At 72.1% G+C, this 20,556-nt stretch carries 20 protein-coding genes; 9 read left to right on the top strand and 11 right to left on the bottom strand.

The annotated features are described in order from the left end of the window. Window positions 1-4: 4 nt before the first annotated feature. The 3 genes from WA640_RS15055 to WA640_RS15045 form a co-directional block, all read right to left on the bottom strand. Complete coding sequence (locus WA640_RS15055; protein WP_335988672.1) at window positions 5-1,906, bottom strand: sulfatase-like hydrolase/transferase; 1,902 nt, start codon at window positions 1,904-1,906, stop codon at window positions 5-7. Window positions 1,907-1,933: 27 nt separating this feature from the next. Continuing rightward, window positions 1,934-2,848, bottom strand: a complete 915-nt coding sequence (locus tag WA640_RS15050; protein WP_442904759.1) for a formylglycine-generating enzyme family protein — start codon at window positions 2,846-2,848, stop codon at window positions 1,934-1,936. A gap of 100 nt (window positions 2,849-2,948) precedes the next feature. Next, on the bottom strand, window positions 2,949-4,031 hold the full coding sequence (locus WA640_RS15045; protein WP_335988670.1) for a hypothetical protein: 1,083 nt from the start codon (window positions 4,029-4,031) through the stop codon (window positions 2,949-2,951). A gap of 245 nt (window positions 4,032-4,276) precedes the next feature. Here WA640_RS15045 and WA640_RS15040 point away from each other — a divergent pair, with 245 nt between their 5' ends. Next, window positions 4,277-4,822, top strand: a complete 546-nt coding sequence (locus tag WA640_RS15040) for a glyoxalase superfamily protein (protein WP_335988668.1) — start codon at window positions 4,277-4,279, stop codon at window positions 4,820-4,822. A gap of 48 nt (window positions 4,823-4,870) precedes the next feature. On the opposite strand, the gene WA640_RS15035 is transcribed toward WA640_RS15040, so the two are convergent. Both WA640_RS15035 and WA640_RS15030 read right to left on the bottom strand, forming a co-directional pair. Further along, window positions 4,871-5,431 (bottom strand): DUF4291 domain-containing protein, encoded by a 561-nt coding sequence (locus WA640_RS15035; RefSeq protein WP_335988667.1) that lies wholly within the window; start codon window positions 5,429-5,431, stop codon window positions 4,871-4,873. Window positions 5,432-5,560: 129 nt separating this feature from the next. Continuing rightward, window positions 5,561-6,175 (bottom strand): TetR/AcrR family transcriptional regulator, encoded by a 615-nt coding sequence (locus tag WA640_RS15030; protein ID WP_335988666.1) that lies wholly within the window; start codon window positions 6,173-6,175, stop codon window positions 5,561-5,563. 107 nt (window positions 6,176-6,282) lie between these two features. Here WA640_RS15030 and WA640_RS15025 point away from each other — a divergent pair, with 107 nt between their 5' ends. Together WA640_RS15025 and WA640_RS15020 are read left to right on the top strand one after the other, a co-directional pair. After that, window positions 6,283-7,248 (top strand): SDR family NAD(P)-dependent oxidoreductase, encoded by a 966-nt coding sequence (locus tag WA640_RS15025; protein ID WP_335988665.1) that lies wholly within the window; start codon window positions 6,283-6,285, stop codon window positions 7,246-7,248. Between the two features lie 110 nt (window positions 7,249-7,358). Further along, on the top strand, window positions 7,359-8,084 hold the full coding sequence (locus WA640_RS15020) for an SDR family NAD(P)-dependent oxidoreductase (protein WP_335988664.1): 726 nt from the start codon (window positions 7,359-7,361) through the stop codon (window positions 8,082-8,084). A gap of 6 nt (window positions 8,085-8,090) precedes the next feature. Here WA640_RS15020 and WA640_RS15015 read toward each other — a convergent pair whose 3' ends face one another. Beyond that, window positions 8,091-8,699 carry a hypothetical protein gene (locus WA640_RS15015; RefSeq protein WP_335988662.1) on the bottom strand — a complete coding sequence of 203 codons (609 nt, stop codon included), beginning with the start codon at window positions 8,697-8,699 and terminating at the stop codon, window positions 8,091-8,093. A gap of 201 nt (window positions 8,700-8,900) precedes the next feature. Between WA640_RS15015 and WA640_RS15010 the strand changes: the two genes are divergently transcribed. Beyond that, window positions 8,901-9,251: a VOC family protein gene (locus WA640_RS15010; protein ID WP_335988661.1), complete on the top strand. Its 351-nt coding sequence runs from the start codon at window positions 8,901-8,903 to the stop codon at window positions 9,249-9,251. Window positions 9,252-9,317: 66 nt separating this feature from the next. Continuing rightward, on the top strand, window positions 9,318-10,112 hold the full coding sequence (locus WA640_RS15005; protein ID WP_335988660.1) for an RICIN domain-containing protein: 795 nt from the start codon (window positions 9,318-9,320) through the stop codon (window positions 10,110-10,112). A 4-nt stretch (window positions 10,113-10,116) separates the two neighbouring features. On the opposite strand, the gene WA640_RS15000 is transcribed toward WA640_RS15005, so the two are convergent. After that, complete coding sequence (locus WA640_RS15000; protein WP_335988659.1) at window positions 10,117-11,484, bottom strand: serine/threonine-protein kinase; 1,368 nt, start codon at window positions 11,482-11,484, stop codon at window positions 10,117-10,119. Between the two features lie 173 nt (window positions 11,485-11,657). On the opposite strand from WA640_RS15000, the gene WA640_RS14995 reads away from it, so the two are divergent. Beyond that, the gene (locus tag WA640_RS14995; protein WP_335988658.1) at window positions 11,658-12,206 is read left to right on the top strand and encodes a hemerythrin domain-containing protein; all 549 of its coding nucleotides are present in this window, start codon (window positions 11,658-11,660) and stop codon (window positions 12,204-12,206) included. 63 nt (window positions 12,207-12,269) lie between these two features. On the opposite strand, the gene WA640_RS14990 is transcribed toward WA640_RS14995, so the two are convergent. The 3 genes from WA640_RS14990 to WA640_RS14980 form a co-directional block, all read right to left on the bottom strand. Continuing rightward, window positions 12,270-13,478, bottom strand: coding sequence for a zinc-dependent alcohol dehydrogenase (locus WA640_RS14990; RefSeq protein ID WP_335988657.1), 1,209 nt, complete (start codon window positions 13,476-13,478; stop codon window positions 12,270-12,272). A 104-nt stretch (window positions 13,479-13,582) separates the two neighbouring features. After that, window positions 13,583-13,969, bottom strand: coding sequence for a low affinity iron permease family protein (locus tag WA640_RS14985; protein ID WP_442904764.1), 387 nt, complete (start codon window positions 13,967-13,969; stop codon window positions 13,583-13,585). A 53-nt stretch (window positions 13,970-14,022) separates the two neighbouring features. Next, on the bottom strand, window positions 14,023-15,813 hold the full coding sequence (locus tag WA640_RS14980; RefSeq protein ID WP_335988654.1) for a thiamine pyrophosphate-requiring protein: 1,791 nt from the start codon (window positions 15,811-15,813) through the stop codon (window positions 14,023-14,025). A gap of 123 nt (window positions 15,814-15,936) precedes the next feature. On the opposite strand from WA640_RS14980, the gene WA640_RS14975 reads away from it, so the two are divergent. Next, the gene (locus WA640_RS14975) at window positions 15,937-18,009 is read left to right on the top strand and encodes a catalase (RefSeq protein WP_335988653.1); all 2,073 of its coding nucleotides are present in this window, start codon (window positions 15,937-15,939) and stop codon (window positions 18,007-18,009) included. A 7-nt stretch (window positions 18,010-18,016) separates the two neighbouring features. Here the strand turns inward: WA640_RS14975 and WA640_RS14970 are convergent, their stop codons facing one another. Then, entirely contained in the window at window positions 18,017-18,601 is a 585-nt protein-coding gene (locus WA640_RS14970; RefSeq protein WP_335988651.1) for a TetR/AcrR family transcriptional regulator, read from the bottom strand. Window positions 18,602-18,699: 98 nt separating this feature from the next. On the opposite strand from WA640_RS14970, the gene WA640_RS14965 reads away from it, so the two are divergent. Both WA640_RS14965 and WA640_RS14960 read left to right on the top strand, forming a co-directional pair. Beyond that, on the top strand, window positions 18,700-19,764 hold the full coding sequence (locus WA640_RS14965) for an NAD(P)-dependent alcohol dehydrogenase (RefSeq protein WP_335988650.1): 1,065 nt from the start codon (window positions 18,700-18,702) through the stop codon (window positions 19,762-19,764). Window positions 19,765-19,891: 127 nt separating this feature from the next. Continuing rightward, the gene (locus WA640_RS14960; RefSeq protein WP_335988649.1) at window positions 19,892-20,551 is read left to right on the top strand and encodes a response regulator transcription factor; all 660 of its coding nucleotides are present in this window, start codon (window positions 19,892-19,894) and stop codon (window positions 20,549-20,551) included. Window positions 20,552-20,556: the final 5 nt, after the last annotated feature.

Here is a 20,556-nt window from a genome sequence, read left to right as displayed (position 1 = left end):
GCGGTCAGGCGAGGCCGAGGATCGCGGCCTGGACCTCCGGCGTGGGCGCGTACTCGCCGCGGAGCACGAAACGCAGGTAATTGGCGGCAATGCCGATATAGGTGCCGGTCTCGGGGCCCGCGACGGCGTCGAGCACGTCGAGCGCGGCGGCGGCGTCCTCGGCCGGAATGTAGGTGAGGGCCTCGACGGCCTGTAGTCGCACGGGGTCCGGCGCGTCGGCGTCGCCCAGTACGCCCGAGAGGTAGTCGACCGCCTCGGCGCCTCGCCCCAGCCGCGCGAGGGTCTCGGCCGCGGCGATGCGCACCTGCGGGATCTCCTCGGCGTCGCCCAGGACCGCCTGGAGGTCGTCCTCGACATCGTTGCGGCGCAAGAGGTCCGCGGCGGCGAGGATGAGCAGGCCCTGCACGCCCCAGTAGCGCACCACCTCGTTGCCGTCGTTCAGCGCCCGCGTGAACTTCGCCGTGTTCGACCGCTTGCGCTGAATCGCCGAGTCCGCCAGCGTTTTGACCCGCTCGATGGGGAACGCCCCGCGCACACGCGACTGGTCGTACCCTTCGGCCGCGGCGCCCTCGGGGATGAACCCGTTGTCGTGCACGGCGATCAGGTGCTCGTCAAGTGCCGCGGCGAGGCGGCGGCGGACGCGGCGCAGATGCGGCTCGTCGATGAGGTTGGCGACCTCGTCGGGGTCGGTCTCCAGGTCGTAGAGCTCCTCGGCGGGCTTGGGCTGCCACCAGCGCTCCTGGACCTCGTCGAGCGCGCCGTCGAGGTGGAGCCGCTCCCAGTCGAGGACGCCGAGCTGCTGGAACAGGTACGCCACGTGCTGGTTGTAGATCCGGTGGGGCGCGTAGTTGCGGATGTAGCGGTAGCGCCCGTCCCTGACGGTGCGCACGAAGTCGTACCGCGCGTCCATCCGGTTGCGGGCCCCGAAGGCGTACTCGGGGCGGCGGCGCGCCTCCAGCAGCGAGGTCCCGTCGAAGTGGCCGGGGACGTCGAGCCCGGCGAGTTCGAGGACCGTGGGCGCGTAGTCGAGCGTCGTCACCGGATCGGCGACCACCGCGCCCGGCTCGGCGGGCGCGAGGTGCGCCCACTTGTCGGGGAAGACGGCGATCAGGGCGGTCCGCAGCCCCGAGTCGTAGGCGTAGCGCTTGGAGCGGGGGAGCACGCCGCCGTTGTCGGAGTAGTAGAAGACGATCGTGTCCTCGGCGAGCCCCGCGGCTTCGAGCTCGGCGAGGCGGTCGGCGATCTGCGCGTCGACGCGGGTGATGTTGTCGTAGTAGTGGGCCCGGTCGGCGCGGGTGTTCACGGTGTCCGGCGTGTACTCGGGCAGCTCGGCGTCGGCGGGGTCGTGGACGCCGGTGGGCTCGCTCGACCACAGCGACGACTCGTGCGTCGTCATGTGGTTGAAGATCGCGAAGAACGGCTGGCCCGGGTCGCGTCCCGCCCAGGAGGCGTCGGGGCCGTTGGCGTCCCAGGTCGCGGCCAGGTCGATGTCGGTGTTGTAGTCGGTCTTGTTGCTGTTCGACGTGTAGTACCCGGCCTCGCGCAGGTACTGCGGGAAGCCCAGGAGCCAGTCGGGGCGCAGGCCCGAGGCGCGCATGTGGTGGGCGGGGCCGCAGGACTCGGGGGCCTTCCCGGTGATGATGGAGAAGCGGGTCGGGGCGCACACGGGGTAGGTGGAGAAGGCGTTGGCGTACAGGATGCCCCGCTCGGCCAGTGCGTCCAAAGTGGGCGTCTGCGCCTGGTCGTCGCCGTACGCGCCGAGGAACGGGTTGTGGTCCTCGGCGACGAGCCAGAGGATGTTCGGCCGCTCGGCGTCCTGGGCTGCGGCTGCGGCGGGCAGGGCCGCCGTCCCGGCGATCGCGCCGCCGAGGGCGAGGACGGCGCGGCGGGAGGTGCGGTTCGGCATGGGGAGTCCTTCAGTTGTGGTCGATCGCTATGCGGCGACGCGGAAGCCGACGTTGCCGCTGGAGCTGTCCGGGGTGTTCGCGGACCGGGCCGCGACCCGGTAGCGGTTGCAGTACGAGTCGTGGCACATGTGGGAGCCGCCGCGCATGGCCTTTGCCCGCCCCTGCTCGGGGCCGCGCGGGTCGAGGCCGGGGGCGTGGTCGCGCCCGAACCAGTCGGCGGTCCACTCCCAGACGTTCCCCACCGTGTTGTACAGGCCGAACCCGTTGGGCTCGAACGACTTCGCGGGGGCGGTGGCGAGATATCCGTCGGCTGCGGTGTTCTCCCGCGGGAAGTCGCCGCGCCAGATGTTCGCGTGGTACCGGCCGTCCGGCTCGAACTCGTCGCCCCAGGGGTAGACGGCCTGTTCGAGGCCGCCGCGGGCGGCGAACTCCCACTCGGCCTCGGTGGGCAGGCGGGTCCCGGACCAGGCGCAGTACGCCTGCGCGTCGTTCCAGGAGACGTGGGTGACGGGGTGGTCGCCGCGCTCTTCAGTGTCGGAGCCGGGGCCCTCCGGGGCCCGCCAGGTGGCGCCGTCGACCGAGCGCCACCACGGCGCGGTCGGGACGCGCGGCGAGACCTCGGCGATGCGCGGGTCGAGGAACCCGTCGAACACGAACGAGTACCCGAAGTCCTCGGCCTCGGTCTTGTACCCGGTCGCGTCGACGAACCCGGCGAACTGCTCGACCGTGACCGTCGTGGCCGCGATCCGGAACGGCGACAACTCGACCCGCCGCACCGGCCCCTCGGCGTCCTTCGGGTGCCCGATGCCGTCCTCGGCGCCCATGAGGAAGACCCCGCCGTCGAGCCCGATCAAGTCCGCGGCCCGGACCGCGAGCGCGGCGGCCGCAGGCGCTCGACCTGACGAGCGCACGGGACGTCCTGGGGCGCAACACGAATCCATGGGGCTCCCTGAGATGAGGCGGCTATGGCGCGGCACCAGCCTATGCCGGGCCGCGCCCATAGTCAACTTATCCTATGGGAATTATCGATTACTCCGAGCGTCAACGGTCGAGCAGCGCCGCCATCTGCTCTCCGCCGGGCCCGCCGTTGGCCGCCCACCAGGTCTCCCGTCCGGCATCGGCCGTGCAGTCAGCGATCCCGGCGTCGCAGGACCGCACGTCGACCACGACCGCTGCCCGCACCGGCAGCACGTCCCTGGTCGTGGCGTTGTACGGCGCGACCCCGGAGAAGGGCACGGACCCGGTGGCGCGGAACGGCTTGACGGCGATCGACCCGAACGGGCCGAAGCCGCTGATGTCGGCGCAGGCCGGTGAGAGCAGCCGCCCTTCGGCGGGGAACGCCGGGTGCGCGTCGCGGACCTCGTCGAGACGCTGGCGGTGCTCGGCGGGATCGGCGTACCGGTCGGTGAGATGGAGGTCGTCGATGCGCAGCCGCAGGTCGGGGTCATCGCAGTCGGCGGGGTGCTCGCCGCCGGTCCAGATGCCGACGGGCCACAGGCCGGTCTCGTAGGCATCGCCGGTGGCGGCGCCGAGGCCGTAGTAGTCGACCAGCGCGCTCCCGGCGTCGAGATTGGCGGTCTGCGTGACGAACAGCCGGTCGGCCTCCCAGGCGTCCCCGTCGCCCTTGCCGAGGAACCCGTCCATGTCGACCGGCCCGTGCTGGACGGTGTGCACGCACCACTGGAGGTCGGTCGTGCGCCCCGCGGCGGTCGCATGGGCGTTGAGGCAGTCGGGGCCCGAGGCGGTGGTGGTGTCGGCGGCGACACCGAGGCGCAGCCCGGTGCCGTAGGCGTCCTCATAGGTCTCGACCTTCACGGACTCGATGTCGAGTTCCGGCTCCCACGCGAGTTCGAGCACCAGATCCGCCGCGGTGAGCCGGGCGGACTGAGCGGCATCGGCGTCGTCGAAGCCTGCGGTCAGGCCCTCCGGACTTCCCGGCGAGTCGGCGAGATCGGCTGCGTCCCAGCCGTACTGCTCGTTTGCGGCCGGCACGAGACCGCGGGCCGTGTCCCAAGTGGCCGGCCAATCGACGGCGACTGCGGCGAGAGCGGTTGCGGCAGCGAGGATCGCGGCCCAGCGGGCCCGGGTGGGATAGAGGCCGCCTGAGGGGAGGAGTGGAGCCACGACGGCGATGATACCGGCGCGCCTCGATCTGTGCCCGAGTTCTCCGCCTGGCTGGATTCACCGTGGGACGCCGCCCCGACTAATCTTGCCCGCTATACTCGGCTGCGGCTGATGCGGCCGGCCGCCTGCGCCCGCTCGGGCATGGTGAACGCATCGCGATTCGCGCCGGTTCGGACCCTTCCAGTGGCGAACCTGTCAGCAACGCAGGCACTGACCACGGCTTTCGCCCTACGAAGGACGACATCATGCGCGACTTCCGCGACGCCAAGACCATGGCCAAGGCCCTCCGTGCCGAACTGGCCCGCCTCGGCCTGGCCGACGTGTCCCACAGCCAGAGCCTCGAAATCGTGGCGGCCCAGTTCGGATTCGGCAACTGGAACATCCTCGCCGCCGAACTCAGCGCGGCCGAGCGCCACGACACCGACGGCGTCGCCTTGCAGGCTCCCGCCCCGGTCCTGCGGATCTTCTCCGTCGAGAAGGCCCGGGAGTTCTACCTCGACTACCTCGGCTTCACCCTGGCCTGGGAGCACCGTTTCGAGGACGGCCTGCCCCTCTACATGCAGATCGAACGCGGCCGCACGGTCCTCCACCTGAGCGAGCACCACGGCGACGGCAGCCCCGGCACCGTCGTCTTCGTCTCCATGGCCGGCCTCGACGCCTTCCACCGCGAACTCAGTGCCAAGCACTACCCCAACCTGAACCCCGCCATCGAGACCGAACCCTGGAACGCCCGCTCGATGACCGTCATCGACCCGTTCAGCAACACCCTGCGCTTCAACGAATACCGGTAGCCCTTCGAGCGATGTCGAACATCGTGGAGCGTTGTCAAGACCAGGGCGTCAGGGACGCAGCCGCCGTTCCAGATCCGCCGGGAGCGGGTAGGCGCGCTCGGGCGGCAGCAGGCGCTGCGCCTTCGCGGCGCCGCCGCTCTGGATCAGGTCGGCCGCCTTGCGGACCTGCGGCGTGAGGTCGGTCAGGGACACCGTCCACTCCTCGGCGAAGGCGCGGATCAGGTGGCGGCCGACGCCGACCTGGATGCTGTAGTGGTTGAGTGCGGCGCCGCGGACCGAGCGCTCGGGGTCCCACTGGACGTGCACGGCGGCCTTGGCGAGCGCGGCCGGGTCGCCGGTGGTGAGCGCGGCGCTCGCGAGCGCCTCCTCCCAGCCGTCCCGGGTGATCCGCACGGCGAGGATGCGCTCCTGACCGGCCTTGCGGGCCCAGTTGCTACGGTGCATGAGCCACAGGAACGACGGCTTGATCCACGTCATCCGGTTGAACGAGAACGGCGCGGTGAACCGCCCGGCGCGCAGCGCCGCATCCGCGATCGCGGGCGCATACGCCTGGTAGACGACGATAGTGCGGGCGTCGAAGTCGGCGCGGATCTCATACGGGGGGGCCATGCCCCGCAGCGTGTCACCGAGGCGCGCTCCGAGGCAATCGCGTTTCCCGTTGCGGCCGTTGCGCGGGCGTTGTGCGGCCGTTGTGCACGAGCGGTTCGCCGCCGATGAGCCCCAAATGAGGCCCGAACTTCACTCGCCGAGCGCGTCCAGTGCCGACAGCCCGATCTCTGCCGCGCGGCGCATCGCCCCGGTCGTCTCGGCCGCCGAGTCGCCGTCCTGGAGGCTTGCGACGGCCGCTGCGCTGACCGCGCCGACGACGGCGCCGACGATGCTCGGGGCGCTGGTGCGGTCGAGGACGTCCGGGTACGCCTCGCGCAGGGCCTCCGCGATGCGGGCCTGGGCGGTGAACACGGCGTGCAGGATGCGCGCCCGCACGGCGGGGGAGTCGGCGATGAGGCGGGCGCGGAGCGCCGCCATGCCGCTCGGGAGGTCGCGGGCGGCCGTGTCGTCGATCATCGCGGTCAGGGACCGGGCGAGGACGTCCCGCAGCGGCGCGTCCGGTTCGCGCTCCTCGATCACCCGCAGCGCCAGGTCGAGCCGGGCCCGGCCGTCGCTGATGAGCACGTCCTCCTTGGTCGGGAAGTGCAGGAAGAACGTGCGCTTGCTGACGTCGGCCGCCTCGGCGATGTCGGCGACGCCGGTCGCCTCGTAGCCGCGCTCGGCGAACAGCCGCGCGGCCGTCTCGATCAGGCTCCGCCTGGTCTGCTGCTTCTTGCGCTCGCGGCGCCCCGTCTCCTCCGGCACCCGGCCAGCATAGTGCACCCCGAATATCAATGCACCCGGTATACTTATAAACCCGGTGCATTGATATGTTCGTTCCGCAAGCACCGCACGCAGACAGGAGACCCGCGATGAACGACTTGCAGGGCCGCACGGTCCTCGTCACCGGAGCAGGGCGCGGCATCGGCCGCGCCGAGGCCCTCCACCTCGCCTCGCTCGGCGCCAACGTCGTCGTGAACGACCCCGGCGTCGCCGTCGACGGCCGGGGAGGCGACGCGAGCGTCGCCGAAGCCGTCGCCGCCGAGATCCGCGACCGCGGCGGCCGCGCGGTCGCCGACACCGGCAGCGTCGCCGACTGGGACGCCGCCGAACGCATGGTCGCGCTGGCTGTCGCGGAGTTCGGCGACCTCCACGCGGTCGTCAACAACGCCGCCACCGAGGCCAACAAGGGACTGGAGCGGCTCACTGAAGCCGAGTTCGACGGCGTCGTCGCCGTGAAGCTCAAGGGCGCCTTCGCCGTCAGCCGCTGGGCCGCCGCGCACTGGCGCCGCCGCCGGGACGCCGGGGACCGGGCCGGCCGCGCGATCGTGAACACCGCCTCCGGCTCCGGGCTCTACAACCCGCTGCCGACCCAGTCGAACTACGCCTCGGCCAACGCGGCGGTCGCGGCCATGACCACCGTGCACGCCCTCGAACTCGGCCGCCTGGGCGTGCGCGTCAACTGCGTCGTCCCCTCGATGGTCCGCACCCGCCTCACCCTCGGCGTCCCCGGCATGGACGACGCCCCGGACGGCCCCGACCCGAAGGACCCGGCCGTCGTCGCGCCGCTCGTGTCCTATCTGGCCGGTCCCGACTGCGCGTTCACCGGGCAGGTCCTGTCGGTGCGCGGCGGCGCGGTCACCCCGGTCCGCGGCTGGGAGCTCGGCGAGGGGATCGAGCCGGAAGGCACCGCCTGGACCCAGGCGGAACTGGCGGCGCGGCTCGGCGCGCTGCCCTTGCAGGACCCCTTCGACCGCCTCGCCGCCTCGCTCGGCGCCGCCCTCGGAACCAAAGGGCGACAGGACATCGAGGCGATGATCAGCGCTCAGCTCGACTAGCCGCGCCGCCGTGCGACTTCGAGCCGTGTACTGCCAGTGCCTCCCGGTCCGGCCGCCTCGGGCCTACCATCGGAGGCCTGTGCAACCGGCTTCCGATCGGAGGAGCGAACATGAGCCGCATCTTGATCACCGGGTCGGCCGAAGGGCTCGGACGCGCCGCAGCCGAGACCCTCCAGGCGGAAGGGCACGACGTGATCGTGCACGCCCGCAACCGATCGCGGGCCGCCGTCCTCGATCCGCTCGCGGAGCGCGGGGCGGCGGTGGTCATCGGCGACTTCGCCGAGCGCGACGACGTGCTCCGCATCGCCGAGGAGCTGGGGGACGAGCCCCTGGACGCGGTCATCCACAACGCGGGGGTGTGGTCGGGCCGGGCGGTCATGCCGGTCAACGTCATCGCGCCGTACCTGCTGACCGCCCTGCTCACCCGGCCGCGCCGCCTCGTCTACCTCTCCTCGGGCTCGCACTACAGCGGCAGCGCCGCCGCGATGAAGGGCACCGACTGGCGCGGGCGGACCGCCGGTTCCTACTCGGACAGCAAACTCTTCATCACCGCGCTCGCCGCCGCCGTGGACCGACTGCGCCCCGGCGTGGTCGGCAACGCCGTCGACCCCGGCTGGGTCCCGACCCGCATGGGCGGGCCGGGCGCGCCCGACGACCTGGAACAGGGCCACCGGACCCAGGAGTGGCTCGCCGTCAGCGACGACGCCGAGGCGCTGACGACCGGCGGCTACTGGTACCACAAGGCCCGCCGCGACCCCCACGAATCCGTCCACGACCAGGACTTCCAGGACCGCCTCGTCGAAGCCCTCGCCGCCGAGACCGGCATCCGCATTTGACGGCGGTCAGAGGCCGTCGCGGGCCATCGCCTCGACGATCTCGACGTGCCGGTCCGCGTTGGTCTGGGAGAACTCGCTGTCGTAGTTGAGGCCGTAGGGCCAGAAGTGCGCGCCGTCGCAGGTGATGACCGCGCTCTGGCCGTCGTACTGCTTGACGAGCGCGGTCGCCTGCGCGCCGTTGTACGTCCCGCCGCAGCCGAGCGAGCCCCAGCGCGAGCTGGTGCCGACGCCGATCGTGTGGGAGATCTCGTGCAGGGCGGTGCGCTCGTTCATCGACGCGCGGGCGCCGAAGCGGATGGTGCCGTTGATGTTCCCGTCCGCCGTGGGCACACTCGGGTCGTAGTGGACGGTGATCGACTTGCCGAGGTCGCTCAGATCGTTGTAGCGCGCGACGGCGGCGTTCATCGCGGTCGTGATCAGGGCGTACGCCTGCTGCTGGTCCTGCGTCGGGTTTGAGGCGCGCACCAGCGTCCACGTGATCGTGCTCTGCTCGGTCTCGACGTCGGCCTGCGCCGGGGCGGCCAGCGGGAAGAGGAGGAGCGCGCCGACGACGGCGGCGAATGCGGTGAGGACGCGACGCCTCCGGCCGCGCCGGTGGGGGAGTGCAGGGTCCATGATGGTGCCGTCCGTTCGTGAGGAGGTCGATCAAAATCGAGGCTGATCGATGTCATGAACAGGGTAATTCCTCCTGAACCCCAATGCAAGCGTTGTACTGCAATGAAAAGGGCAAAACCGTCGCACGCGGCGCAGCCCCTCGGACACCTGGCACCGACTGCTGTGACCGGTGTTGTCGGTGGGGTGGACTATGGTCGCGGCATGACGCAGATCGGCAGCGTGTTCCTGCCCGTACACGACACCGCGGCGGCCGCGGCCTGGTACTCCGAGCGGTTCGGGATGACCGTGCGCAGCTGCGCGGACCATGCGGCCGTGCTGGACGCCGGCTCGCCCCCGCGCACGCTCACCCTCATGGGCCCGCCGAGCGGGATCGGCGCCGAGCCCGGACTGCGCTGGGCACCGTTCAACCTGGTCGCCGCCGACCTCGCGGCCGTGCGCGCCCGCCTGGCCGAGACCGGCGAGGTCGGCCCCGTCTCGGGCGACGAGCGGACCTGCTTCTGGTTCACCGCAGCCGATCCCGACGGCAACACCCTCCTGATCGTCGACCGCTGACGCGGACCGGGCGCCCGGTAGGATCGGTCACGCTCGTTGCGACCATTCCACCCCGAGGACGCCAGAGTGACACCCGAGAGTTCCCCGCACCCGCAGCGCGAGGGCGCCCAGGCCGACGGCGACTGGATCCGGCCGCGGCGGCGCCTGACCGGCAGATCGGTCGCTTCCGTTGCGGCCGTGGCGCTCGCGCTGGCCGCCGCGATCGTGTGGGAGGCGGTGTCCGGCGACGCGCCCGCGGTGGACGCGGACTCGGCCAAGCTCGCCGACTTCGACGCCGATTCGGCCTCGGGCTCCGAGGCGAGCGCGACGGCGACGGAGTCGGCCGGGACCGTGCAAGCGGACGAATCGTCCGGTGACGCGACGCAGACGTCGGACGCGTCGCCGTCCGAATCCACATCGGAGGATGTGGTCGGCACCGCCGCCGCCGGCCCGGAGACCGGTGTCTACCGGGCCCGCCAGGAGGCCAGCGGCCTGTGCATGACCTGGGGCGACGAGCCCGACGGGGACGGGCGCAGCGTCATGGTGCTGGGCGAGTGCGCCAGCACCGAGCCCGAACTGACCTGGGTGGAGGACGGCGGCCGGTACGCGGTCGAGATGGCGTTCGAGGACTGGACGCCCTGCATGACCGCCGACAACGGCGGCACCGAGGACGGGATGCTCGTCGGATTCGACGGCTGCGACGGCCTCGACGCGCAGACGTGGGAACTCGCTCCGGCCGGCGGCGGTTACCTGCTGCGAACGGCCGCAAGCGATTCGCTGTGCCTGAGCGTCCTCAAGAGCGCCTCGGCCGAGTCCGGCGACGCGGTGGCGCTCCAGGACTGCGACGCCGGGGACGCGAAGCAGCGGTGGACGCTCCTGTGACGGCTCACAGCCGCTGGTAGCACAGGAAGTAGTAGATCCGGTCGGTCTCGGGCTCCCACTCGCGCCCTTCGCGGACCGCCGAGTCGGCCCAGTAGTAGTCGAACTCGACGCCCTCGTGCCCGCACGCCTCCCACGCGGCGTCGTCGTGGTCGGGCTGGGCCGGGTTCGGGTCCTCGGGGTCGGTGACCACCCGGTACACGCGCTTGGCCGCCGCCTCCGAGTCGCAGGCGACGACCACGTACCGGTCCTCGTCCGCAGTCAGGCACTCCCCGGCGCGCGGCGCGCGCTCCACCTGGTCGTCCCCGGTCACCGGAGCCGCGGTCGGGTCGACCGCGCCCGCCACGACACCGTCTCCTGTGGAGTCGCGCAGTTCGGGACCGAAAGCCAGGAACGACAGGCCGCCGCCGAGCGCCAGCCCCGCCGCCAGCGCCCCGGCGAGCGCGAGCCGACCCGGCCTGCGGACCCGGCCCGGCTTCGCGGGCCCGTCCTCGGCACGGGCCACGGCCTGCTCGAACGCCCGCGCCAGCTCCCCGCAGGTCCGGTACCGGTCCGCCCGGTCGCGGCTCATCGCCTTCGCCGCGATGGCGTCGAACTCGGCGGGCAGGTCGGGCCGGATCTCGGCGACGCTCGGCGCCGGGCCCTCCTCCTGCACCCGGGCGACGATCGCGTCGTCGGTCCGGTCGAACGGCCGCTGCCCGGTCAGGCAGTGGAACAGGACGGCCCCGAGCGAGTACACGTCCCCGGACCGGTCGACCCCGCTGTCCGACCCGGCCGCCCTCTTGGCGGCTGAGTACACCTCCGGCGCGGTGTACCGGCGGGTCCCGATCGAGTCCCCGACCCGGGTCAGGTCCTCGCCCACGGCGTGCTTCGCGACCCCGAAGTCGCTCAAGTAGACGTGGTCCCCGGCGCCGAAGAGGATGTTCGCGGGCTTGACGTCGCGGTGGGCCACCCCGCGGTCGTGCGCGTAGTCGAGCGCGCTCGCGACCTGGGCGATCACCCGCGCGGCCGCCGCAGGCTCCATGGCGCCCATCGCCAGGCGCGCCCGCAGGTCGCCCTCCGCCTGCGGCATCACGAGATAGAGCAGCCGGTCGTCCGGCCCCGCGGCGGCAACGACGAACATGATGTGCGGGTGGTCCAGGCCCGCCATGAGCTCGATCTCGCGCAGGAACCGCTTGCGGAAGCCCGGGAACGCGGCCAGCGAGCCCGCCATGACCTTGACGGCCACCTTGCGGTCGTGCAGGCGCGCGTCGGCGGCCCGGTACACCCGGCTCATCGCGGTCGTGCCCAGCGGCTCCGGATCGATCCGGAACCCGGGGAGGAGGGCCTGGAGTTCTTCTGGGGGAAGGAATTCGCTGTCGGTGGTGTCGTCCATCGCGCTTCGTTCGAAAGTCCGGGGGGAGCGGGCCTGCGGCCCGGACAAGGGTCCCATATCGGGGCCCTCCGTCCTGCGCGCCCCTCCCGCGGGGGAGGTCCTCCCCTGATGCATGAGCGCTCTGAGCAGCGGGTACCCCCGGGGCGACCGACGCCGAAGGAGAGGACGAGGACATGAGCGGCGATGTAGTGGACCTGATCATGGCCGACCACCGCGAAGTGGAGCGGCTGTTCGACGAGCTCAAGACGCACCCGGAGACCCGGCCCCTGCTCACGCCGGTGCTGTCGGCGCTGCTGACCGCGCACAGCCGCGCCGAGGAGGCCGAGGTCTACCCGGTCGCCAAGACCGAGGCCCACGAGACCGAGGAGGTCGCGCACTCTCAGGAGGAGCACGAGGAGGCCGAGGAGCTGCTCGTCCGCCTCAACGGCGCCGACCCCGAGTCCCCGGAGTTCGACCGGGCCCTCCAGCAGCTCATCGACGCCGTCACGCACCACGTCGAGGAGGAGGAGTCCACGGTCCTTCCCGGCATGAAGACCGGGCTCGACGACGCCCGCCGCGCCGAACTCGGCGCGGCCTTCGCCGCCAGCCGCGCCCAGCACCTCGGCGACGAGCCGGGCCACGCCAGCCGCGAGGAGCTCGAACTCCAGGCGCGGAACATGGACATCAGCGGTGCGTCCAACATGGACAAGGCCGCGCTGAAGGACGCCGTGAAGCCCGAGTGATCGGAACGGCGGGGCCGAGTCCTGTTCCCTGCGAACAGGACTCGGCCCCGCTGCGATCATCGGTCAGGCGACGTCCAGCACCGTCTTGAGCCAGCCGTCCTCGCGGCGGTCGAACGTCTCGTACGCCTCGATCGCGTTCGCGGGCGGCTCGTGCTTCGTGATGAACCCGGTCGGGTCGAGCGTGCCCGTCGCGACCAGGCGCAGCAGCCCCGGGATGTAGCGGCGGTGGTTGCAGTTGCCCATCTTGAGGGTCAGGTTGCGGTTCATGGCGTCGCCGATCGGGAAGCGGTCGAACCCGGCGGGGTACACCCCGACCACGCCGATGCTCCCGGCCTTCGCGACCGCGTCGACCGCCCACCGCAGCGCGAGGCTCGGCGCGTCCCCCGGCACCCACTGGTCGCCGTCCGGAGCGCCTTCCGGCGCGGCGACGTCCCGTTCCCGGTCGAACTGCGCCGCTTCGCCTTCGGGCAGCACCGCAGGCCCGGCGGCGGGCCGCTGCGCGTCGACGCCGACCGCCTCGATCACCCGGTCGACGCCGATCCCGCCGGTCAGGTCCTTGACGGCCGCCACCGGATCCTCCCGGTTGAAGTCGATGACCTCGGCGTGCTGTTCCCGCGCCTTCTCCAGGCGCGATGCGATCCCGTCGACGACGAGCACGCGCCCGGCGCCCTGGCGCTTCGCCGAGGCGACCGCGAACTGGCCGACCACGCCCGCGCCGAGCACCAGGACCGTGTCGCCCCGGCTCACCTCCGCGAGCTTCGCGCCGAACCACGCGGTCGGGAAGATGTCCGAGAGCAGGATCGCCCGGTCGTCGTCCACTTCGTCCGGTATCGGGACCAGTCCCGTCTGCGCGTAGGGCACCCGCGCGTACTCGGCCTGGAGTCCGTCGACCGGCCCGGTCGACGCCGGGCCGCCGAAGAAGCACGTGCCCGCGGCGGGCCCGTTCGGGTTCGCGTTGTCGCACTGCGCGTAGTACCCGGCCCGGCAGTACGAGCAGGTCCCGCACCCCACAGTGGACGGCACCACGACCCGGTCCCCGGGCCGGAACCCGCGCACCGCGGAACCGACCTCCTCGACCACGCCGACCGCCTCGTGCCCGAGGATCGTGCCCGGGACCATCCCCGGCATCGTCCCGCGCACCATGTGCAGGTCCGTGCCGCAGATCGCGCTGCGCGTGATCCGCACGACCGCGTCGGTCGGCTCCTCGACCGCCGGATCGGGCACCTCGTCCAAGCGGATGTCCCCGATCCCGTGCCACACCACGGCCTTCATCGCATTCCCCCCTCCGCGAACGCTGCCGGGCCGCGGTCCCGCGGCCCTCGCCCACAGGCCTACCCGCTGACCGGCCGCGTATGCGCGGGCCGCCGACTCGCGGCTCAGGTGCTCTCGTCCTCCTCCAGGCCCACCGCGCGGCGCAGCTGGTCGCGGCACTCGTCCAGGTCGGTGGAGTCCGGGTCCTCTTTCGCGGTGTGCTGCATGAGGTCGGCGAGGCCGTTGGCGATCGCGTTGAGCTTCTGCTGGATCGCCGCGTCGTTGCGCGACTCGGTGTTCTGGAGCAGCGCCACCATGAGGAACGTGATGATCGTCGTCGTGGTGTTGATGATGAGCTGCCAGGTCTCCATCGGCAGCCAGATGATCGACGGCGCCCAGATCAGCACCAGCAGGATGCACAGCAGGAAGAACGGCGCGCGGGCGGCGAACTCCGACGCCTTGGTCGCGAACCTGTCGAACAGGCCGACGTGGTTCGAGACGTCCTCCGGCATCGTCGCGTCCACCGTGCGCTCCTCGTGTTTCTCGGTCACAGCGTCCTCCTACGTCAGTGCCGGTGCGGCAGCAGTTCCCGGGCCTTGGTCTTCACGCCGCGGACGAGGACGTCCCACGCGTCGGGGTCGCCCTTGAGGAGCGCCTGGGTCGTGGACGCGAGCTGGTCGCGGCTCACGTGCGGCGGGATCGGCGGCACGTTCGGATCGCATTGGACGTCGAGCAGGACCGGCCGGTCCGCGGCGAACGCGAGGTCCCAGGCGTCGCCGAGCCGGTCCGGATCGGTCACCGTGACGCCCTGGAACCCGAGATGGCCGGCGACGTCCGCGTACGAGACCGGCGGCAGGTCCTGCGACGGCCCGAACTTGGGCGCGCCGCCCGCGGCCCGCAGCTCCCAGGTGACCATGTTCAGGTCCCCGTTGTTGAACACGCACACGATGAAGCGCTGATCCTCCCACCGGTCGAGGTAGTGCGACGCGGTGAGCAGCTCGGCGAGGCCGTTCATCTGCATCGCGCCGTCGCCCACGAGCGCCACGACGGGCCGGTCGGGGTAGGCGAACTTCGCGCCGATCGCATACGGGACGGCGCAGCCCATCGTGGCGAGCGTCCCCGACAGCGAGCAGCGCATCGTGCCGCGGACCTTCAGCTGGCGCGCGTACCAGTTCGTCGACGACCCGGAGTCGGCGGTGACGATCGCGTCGTCGGGGATGCGCTCGGAGAGCTCGCGGACCACCCGCATCGGGTTGACCGGGTCCGCCTCGACGAGCGACTGCCGCTCCAGGGTTTCCCACCACGAGGCGACGTTCTCCTCGACGGTCTCGCGCCACTCGCGGCGCTCGCGCGGCTCCAGCCGCGGCAGGAGCGCCGCGAGCGTGGCCTCCGCGTCGCCCACGAGCGCGGCCTCGACCGGGTAGCGCAGGCCGATCATCGAACCGTCGAGGTCGATCTGGACGGCGCGGGCCTGCCCGAACTCGGGCAGGAACTGGCTGTACGGCATGTTGGAGCCGACGATGAGGAGGGTGTCGCAGTCGCGCATCATCTCGTAGCTAGGGCGGGTGCCGAGCAGGCCGATCGAGCCGGTGACGTACGGCAGGTCGTCGGTGAGCACGTCCTTCCCCAAGAGCGCCTTGGCGATCCCGGCGCCGGTGGCGTCGGCGACCTGCGTGAGCGCGGCCCCGGCGCCGCGGGCGCCCTGGCCCGCGAGGATCGCGACCCGGTCCCCGGCGTTGAGGATCTCGGCGGCGAGGTCGAGTTCGGCCGCGGCGGGCAGCGTGCGCACCGCGGGGTGCGAGGGCGGCGAGGAGGGCACCTGCTTCATCGCGTGCGCGGGCGGCGCGTAGGCCTCCTCCTGGACGTCGGCGGGGATGATGACGGCGGTCGGGTCCCGGTGCGCCTCGGCGGCGCGGAACGCCCGGTCGAGCGCGAACGGCAGCTGCTCGGGCACGTCGACCTCGGCGAGGTACGCGGAGGCCACGTCCTTGAACAGCGACCGCAGGTCCACTTCCTGCTGGTAGGACCCGCCCATGGCGCTGCGGGCGGTCTGCCCGACGATCGCCACGACGGGCACGTGGTCCAGTTTCGCGTCGTACAGGCCGTTGAGCAGGTGGATCGCGCCCGGACCCGAGGTCGCGGCGCAGACCCCGGTGCGCCCGGAGAACTTCGCGTACCCGACGGCCGCGAAGGCCGCCGCCTCCTCGTGGCGGGTCTGGATGAACCGCGGCCTGTCCTCGGCCCGCCCGAACGCGGCGATGATCCCGTTGATCCCGTCTCCCGGATAGCCGAAGACCTGCTCCACGCCCCATTCGCGCAGCCTGCCCAGTACGTGGTCGCCCACTTGCTCCGCCATGGCGCCCTTCCTCCCGGTAGTCGTCGTCACACGGGGCTACCCGCTCCCCGGGGTGATAACCGCCGTTTGACGGCGGCCAGCGCGGGTAGGGAGGTCCGAGAGGGACGACGAAGGGGGACCGCCATGACCGACGAGGCCGCACGCGACCGCAAGGACGCCCAGCTCGACCGCGACAGGGTCATCGACGCCGACGAGGCGCTGACCACGCAGCAGGGGGTCCGGGTCGACCACACCGACGACTCGCTCAAGGCTGGCGGCCGGGGGCCGACCCTGATGGAGGACTTCCACGTCAGGGAGAAGATCACCCACTTCGACCACGAGCGGATCCCCGAGCGCGTGGTCCACGCCCGCGGGGCGGGCGCGTACGGCGTCTTCCGGCCCTACGACGACTCGCTGCGGGAGTTCACGACCGCGTCGTTCCTGACCGACCCGGCCGAGGAGACGCCGGTGTTCGTGCGCTTCTCGACCGTCGCCGGGTCGCGCGGCTCGGCGGACACGCCGCGGGACGTGCGCGGCTTCGCGACGAAGTTCTACACCCGCGAAGGCAACTACGACCTGGTCGGGAACAACTTCCCGGTCTTCTTCATCCAGGACGGGGCCAAGTTCCCCGACTTCGTGCACGCCGTGAAACCGGAGCCGCGCAACGAGATCCCGCAGGCCGCCTCGGCGCACGACACCCTGTGGGACTTCGTGTCGCTCCAGCCTGAGACGCTCCACGCGATCATGTGGCTCATGTCCGACCGGGCGCTGCCGCGCTCGTTCCGGATGATGCAGGGCTTCGGCGTGCACACGTTCCGCCTGGTCGACGCGGCCGGCCGCGGCACGTTCGTGAAGTTCCACTGGACGCCCGCGCTCGGCACCCACTCGCTGGTGTGGGACGAGGCGCAGAAGGTCTCCGGCGCCGACCCGGACTTCAACCGCCGCGACCTGTGGGACGCGATCGAGGCCGGGGACTTCCCCGAATGGGAGCTGGGGGTGCAGCTCGTGCCCGAGGAGGACGAGTTCGCGTTCGACTTCGACCTGCTCGACGCGACCAAGCTCATCCCCGAGGAGCAGGTCCCGGTCCGCCCGGTCGGCAGGCTCGTCCTCAACCGCAACCCGGACAACTTCTTCGCGGAGACCGAGCAGATCGCGTTCCACACCGCGAACGTGGTGCCCGGCATCGACTTCACGAACGACCCGCTGCTCCAGGCCCGCAACTTCTCCTATCTGGACACCCAGCTGATCCGGCTCGGCGGCCCGAACTTCGCGCACCTGCCGGTGAACCGGCCGGTCGCCGAGGTCCACAACGACCAGCGGGACGGCTACGGGCAGCACCGCGTCCACACCTCGGGCACCTCGTACAACAAGAACTCGATCTCGGGGGACAGCCCGGCGCCGGGTGCGGAGGGCTCGTACCGGCACTACACCGAGAAGGTCGAGGGCGCGAAGATCCGGGAGCGCTCGGAGTCCTTCAAGGACTTCTACGGGCAGGCGGCCCTGTTCTGGCACTCGATGACCCCGGTGGAGGCCGAGCACATCGTGGCCGCGTACCGCTTCGAGCTGGGCAAGGTGACCGACAAGGGCATCCGCGCCCGCGTCGTCGACCAGCTGCGCCTCGTGGACCTGGAACTCGCGCAGCGCGTCGCCGAAGGGGTCGGCGTGCCCGCGCCTTCCGAAGGCGCGCACCGGGAAGGGCCCACCTCCCCGGCGCTGTCGCAGCTCACCGACCCGGTGCGGTCCGTCGCGACCCGCAAGGTCGCGGTCCTCGCCGCCGACGGCGTCGACGGCACCGGCCTGACCCGCCTCGTCGCCGACCTGCGCCGCCGCGGCGCCGTCCCCGAGGTCCTCGGGCAGACCGACGGCGCCGTCCACTCCGAGACCGGCGAGGACGTCGTGGTCGACCGGGCCCTGCCCACGATGGCCTCGGTCCTGTACGACGCGGTCGCCGTCCCCGGCGGGGCCGACGCGGCGCTGCGCGCGGACGGCCGGGCGCTCCACTTCGTCGCCGAAGCCTTCAAGCACGGCAAGGCGATCGCCGCGTTCGGCACCGGATCGGACCTGCTGGAGGCCGCCCGGATCGACCCCGGCGCACCCGGCGTCGTCACCACCGCCGCGGACGGCGGCGACGTCCCCGATTCGTTCCTCGACGCCTTCGCCGACGCGATCGCCGCGCACCGCGCCTGGGACCGCCGCACCGACGACGTCGCGGCCTGATCGGGGGTCAGGGCGCCACGAGTCGGGCGACGGCCTCGCGCAGCAGTGCGCGCCGCCGGTCGTGGTCGCTCTCGGGTTCCTCGACCGTGGCGGTGTAGACGCTGCTCGACGGCGACCAGGCGGAGGCCATGCCGATGAGGAGGATGAGCAGATCGGCGGGGTCCCCCGCCCGCAGTCGGCCCGCCTCCTGCGCGGCCGCGATGGCCGCGAGCTTCGGCTCATGCTCGGCGCTGTCGAACCAGCGCCCGGTGGGGCGCCGTTCGAGCCTCGTCCAGGCGATGAGCCGCGCGAGCTCGGGATGCTCCAGGTTCCGGTCGTACAGCCGCACCGCCCACCCGGGCAGGTCGCCGGCGTCGAACGGCACGCTGTCGGCGCTGGTGTCCACCCGGTCGGCGATGACGGCTTCGAACAGGCCCTCTTTGCTGCCGAAGTAGGCGTACAGCTGCGCCTTGTTGGCCCCGGCCGCCGCGATGATGCGGTCCATCCTGGCCCCGGCGATCCCGACGCGCGCGAACTCGGCGGCGGCGGCGTCGAGGATCCTGCGGTGCGTGGCGATCCCGCGCGAAGTGGTGGGCATCGGGGGCTCTGACATGGCCGTACGGTACCAGAAAGACCAGTCGGTTGACTTCGGCTCGCCCGCGGCCTAGTCTCGATAAAGACAGACTAGTTATTCTTTTTTTGGAGGTCCCGATGACTACCAGCACCCTCGCGTGGCAGCACGCGAACGACAGCACCGAGCTGCGACCGGTCGCGATCGAGCGCCGGAGCCTCCGCGCCGACGACATCGCGGTCCAGGTCGCCTTCTGCGGCGTGTGCCACAGCGACCTCCACGCGATCCACGGCGCCACCCCGCACATGTCCGACGGCGGCGGGCTGGTCCCCGGCCACGAGTTCACCGGCACGGTCACCGCCGTCGGAACGGCCGTGACCCGTTTCGCCGCAGGCGATCTCGTCGCCGTGGGCACGCTCGTCGACTCGTGCGGCGAATGCGCCATGTGCCGGGTCGGGCAGGAGAACTTCTGCCAGCTCGGACCCGTCAGCACCTACGGCGGACGGGACCGCGTCGACGGGACGGTGACGAAGGGCGGCTACAGCCGCGAGTACGTGCTGCGCGAGCGGTTCGCCTACCGCCTCCCCGCATCGCTCGACCCGGCCGCGGCCGCCCCGCTGATGTGCGCCGGGATCACGATGTGGGAGCCGCTCCAGGCGGTGGGCGTGGGACGCGGCAGCCGCGTCGCCATCGCGGGCCTCGGCGGCCTCGGCCACCTGGGCGTGAAACTCGCTGCGGCCCTTGGCGCCGAAGTCACCGTCCTCAGCCGCACCGGCGACAAGGCCGACGACGCGCTCGCACTCGGCGCCGAGGACTTCCTCCTGACGACCGACGACGATCAGCTGCGGCTCGCCCGCGGCCGCTTCGACCTCATCCTCGACACGATCGCCGCCGACCACGACCTCTCCCCGCTGCTGCGGCTGCTCGCACTCGACGGCACCCTGTCCGTCGTGGGCAACCCGCTGATGTCCGGCCCGCGCATTCTCGAACTCACCGCAGGCCGCAAGAAGCTCACCTCCAACGGCACCGGAGGGACGAAGGGAACATCCGCCATGCTGGCGTTCTGCGCCGAGCACGGCATCACCGCCGACATCGAGGTCCTCCCCTCCACACGCGTCAACGAGGCGCTGACCCGCCTGGAGAAGGGCGACGTCCGCTACCGCTTCGTCCTCGACATGTCCGACCTCGCCGACCTGGAATCCTAAGCCGCACGCGGCGAACGACGGCTCGCCGCGCCGTGCGGACACCCGCTACGGTAGGGCGGTCTCGGCCGGGACGCGTCCGCTCCGCCCGGTCGGCTCCGGGACGAGGAGGGGAACGAGGTGTCGTGGGATGCGCGTGCTCATCGTCGAGGACGACGAGGAGACGGCCGAGGCCGTCGCGATCGGCCTGCGCCGCAAGCAGATCGCCGTCGACGTGGTGTACGACGGCACGGAGGCGCTGGAGCGGCTGGCCGGTGAGGGCGACCTGTACGAGGTGGTCGTCCTGGACCGGGACCTGCCCGGGACGCACGGCGACGAGGTGTGCGCGGCCCTGACCGCCGCCGGATGCCGCAGCCGCATCCTGATGCTCACCGCCGCAGGCGATGCGGACGACATCGTGGCGGGCCTGGGACTGGGCGCCGACGACTACCTCGCCAAGCCGTTCGACTTCCCCGTGCTGGTCGCCCGGATCGCCGCGCTGGCCCGCCGCGCCCACCCGGCCGTGCCGCCCGTGCTGCGCCGCGGCGACCTCGCGGTGGACAGCGCCCGGCGCACCGCATCCCGCGCCGGTCGGCCGCTGTCGCTGACCCCCAAGGAGTTCGGCGTCCTCGAACTCCTCCTCGCCGCCGAGGGCCGCACGGTCTCCGCCGAGGAGCTGCTCGACCGGGCCTGGGACGAAGCAGCCGACCCCTTCACCAGCGCCGTCAAGATCACCGTCAGCCGACTGCGGGCCAAGCTCGGGCCGCCGCCTCTCATCGAGACGGTGGCCCGGAGCGGCTACCGCATATGAGCGGC

It is taken from the genome of Glycomyces sp. MUSA5-2, assembly GCF_037034145.1.
In the GTDB taxonomy this organism is placed as follows: Bacteria; Actinomycetota; Actinomycetes; order Mycobacteriales; family Micromonosporaceae; genus Glycomyces; species Glycomyces artemisiae.
Note: the sequence above shows the minus strand (reverse complement) of the source record. Positions and strands in the feature narration are given on the sequence as shown.

Bases quoted from the DNA above. Each gene is read 5' to 3' on its own strand.
- WA640_RS15010 (WP_335988661.1), top strand. From the start codon at position 8,901: ATGACGCAGATCGGCAGCGTGTTCCTGCCCGTACACGACACCGCGGCG.
- WA640_RS14960 (WP_335988649.1), top strand. From the start codon at position 19,892: ATGCGCGTGCTCATCGTCGAGGACGACGAGGAGACGGCCGAGGCCGTC.
- WA640_RS14970 (WP_335988651.1), bottom strand. From the start codon at position 18,601: ATGTCAGAGCCCCCGATGCCCACCACTTCGCGCGGGATCGCCACGCAC.
- WA640_RS14965 (WP_335988650.1), top strand. From the start codon at position 18,700: ATGACTACCAGCACCCTCGCGTGGCAGCACGCGAACGACAGCACCGAG.
- WA640_RS14990 (WP_335988657.1), bottom strand. From the start codon at position 13,478: ATGAAGGCCGTGGTGTGGCACGGGATCGGGGACATCCGCTTGGACGAG.
- WA640_RS15050 (WP_442904759.1), bottom strand. From the start codon at position 2,848: ATGGATTCGTGTTGCGCCCCAGGACGTCCCGTGCGCTCGTCAGGTCGA.
- WA640_RS15025 (WP_335988665.1), top strand. From the start codon at position 6,283: ATGAACGACTTGCAGGGCCGCACGGTCCTCGTCACCGGAGCAGGGCGC.
- WA640_RS14995 (WP_335988658.1), top strand. From the start codon at position 11,658: ATGAGCGGCGATGTAGTGGACCTGATCATGGCCGACCACCGCGAAGTG.
- WA640_RS14980 (WP_335988654.1), bottom strand. From the start codon at position 15,813: ATGGCGGAGCAAGTGGGCGACCACGTACTGGGCAGGCTGCGCGAATGG.
- WA640_RS14985 (WP_442904764.1), bottom strand. From the start codon at position 13,969: ATGCCGGAGGACGTCTCGAACCACGTCGGCCTGTTCGACAGGTTCGCG.
- WA640_RS15055 (WP_335988672.1), bottom strand. From the start codon at position 1,906: ATGCCGAACCGCACCTCCCGCCGCGCCGTCCTCGCCCTCGGCGGCGCG.
- WA640_RS15020 (WP_335988664.1), top strand. From the start codon at position 7,359: ATGAGCCGCATCTTGATCACCGGGTCGGCCGAAGGGCTCGGACGCGCC.
- WA640_RS15000 (WP_335988659.1), bottom strand. From the start codon at position 11,484: ATGGACGACACCACCGACAGCGAATTCCTTCCCCCAGAAGAACTCCAG.
- WA640_RS15035 (WP_335988667.1), bottom strand. From the start codon at position 5,431: ATGGCCCCCCCGTATGAGATCCGCGCCGACTTCGACGCCCGCACTATC.
- WA640_RS14975 (WP_335988653.1), top strand. From the start codon at position 15,937: ATGACCGACGAGGCCGCACGCGACCGCAAGGACGCCCAGCTCGACCGC.
- WA640_RS15015 (WP_335988662.1), bottom strand. From the start codon at position 8,699: ATGGACCCTGCACTCCCCCACCGGCGCGGCCGGAGGCGTCGCGTCCTC.
- WA640_RS15040 (WP_335988668.1), top strand. From the start codon at position 4,277: ATGCGCGACTTCCGCGACGCCAAGACCATGGCCAAGGCCCTCCGTGCC.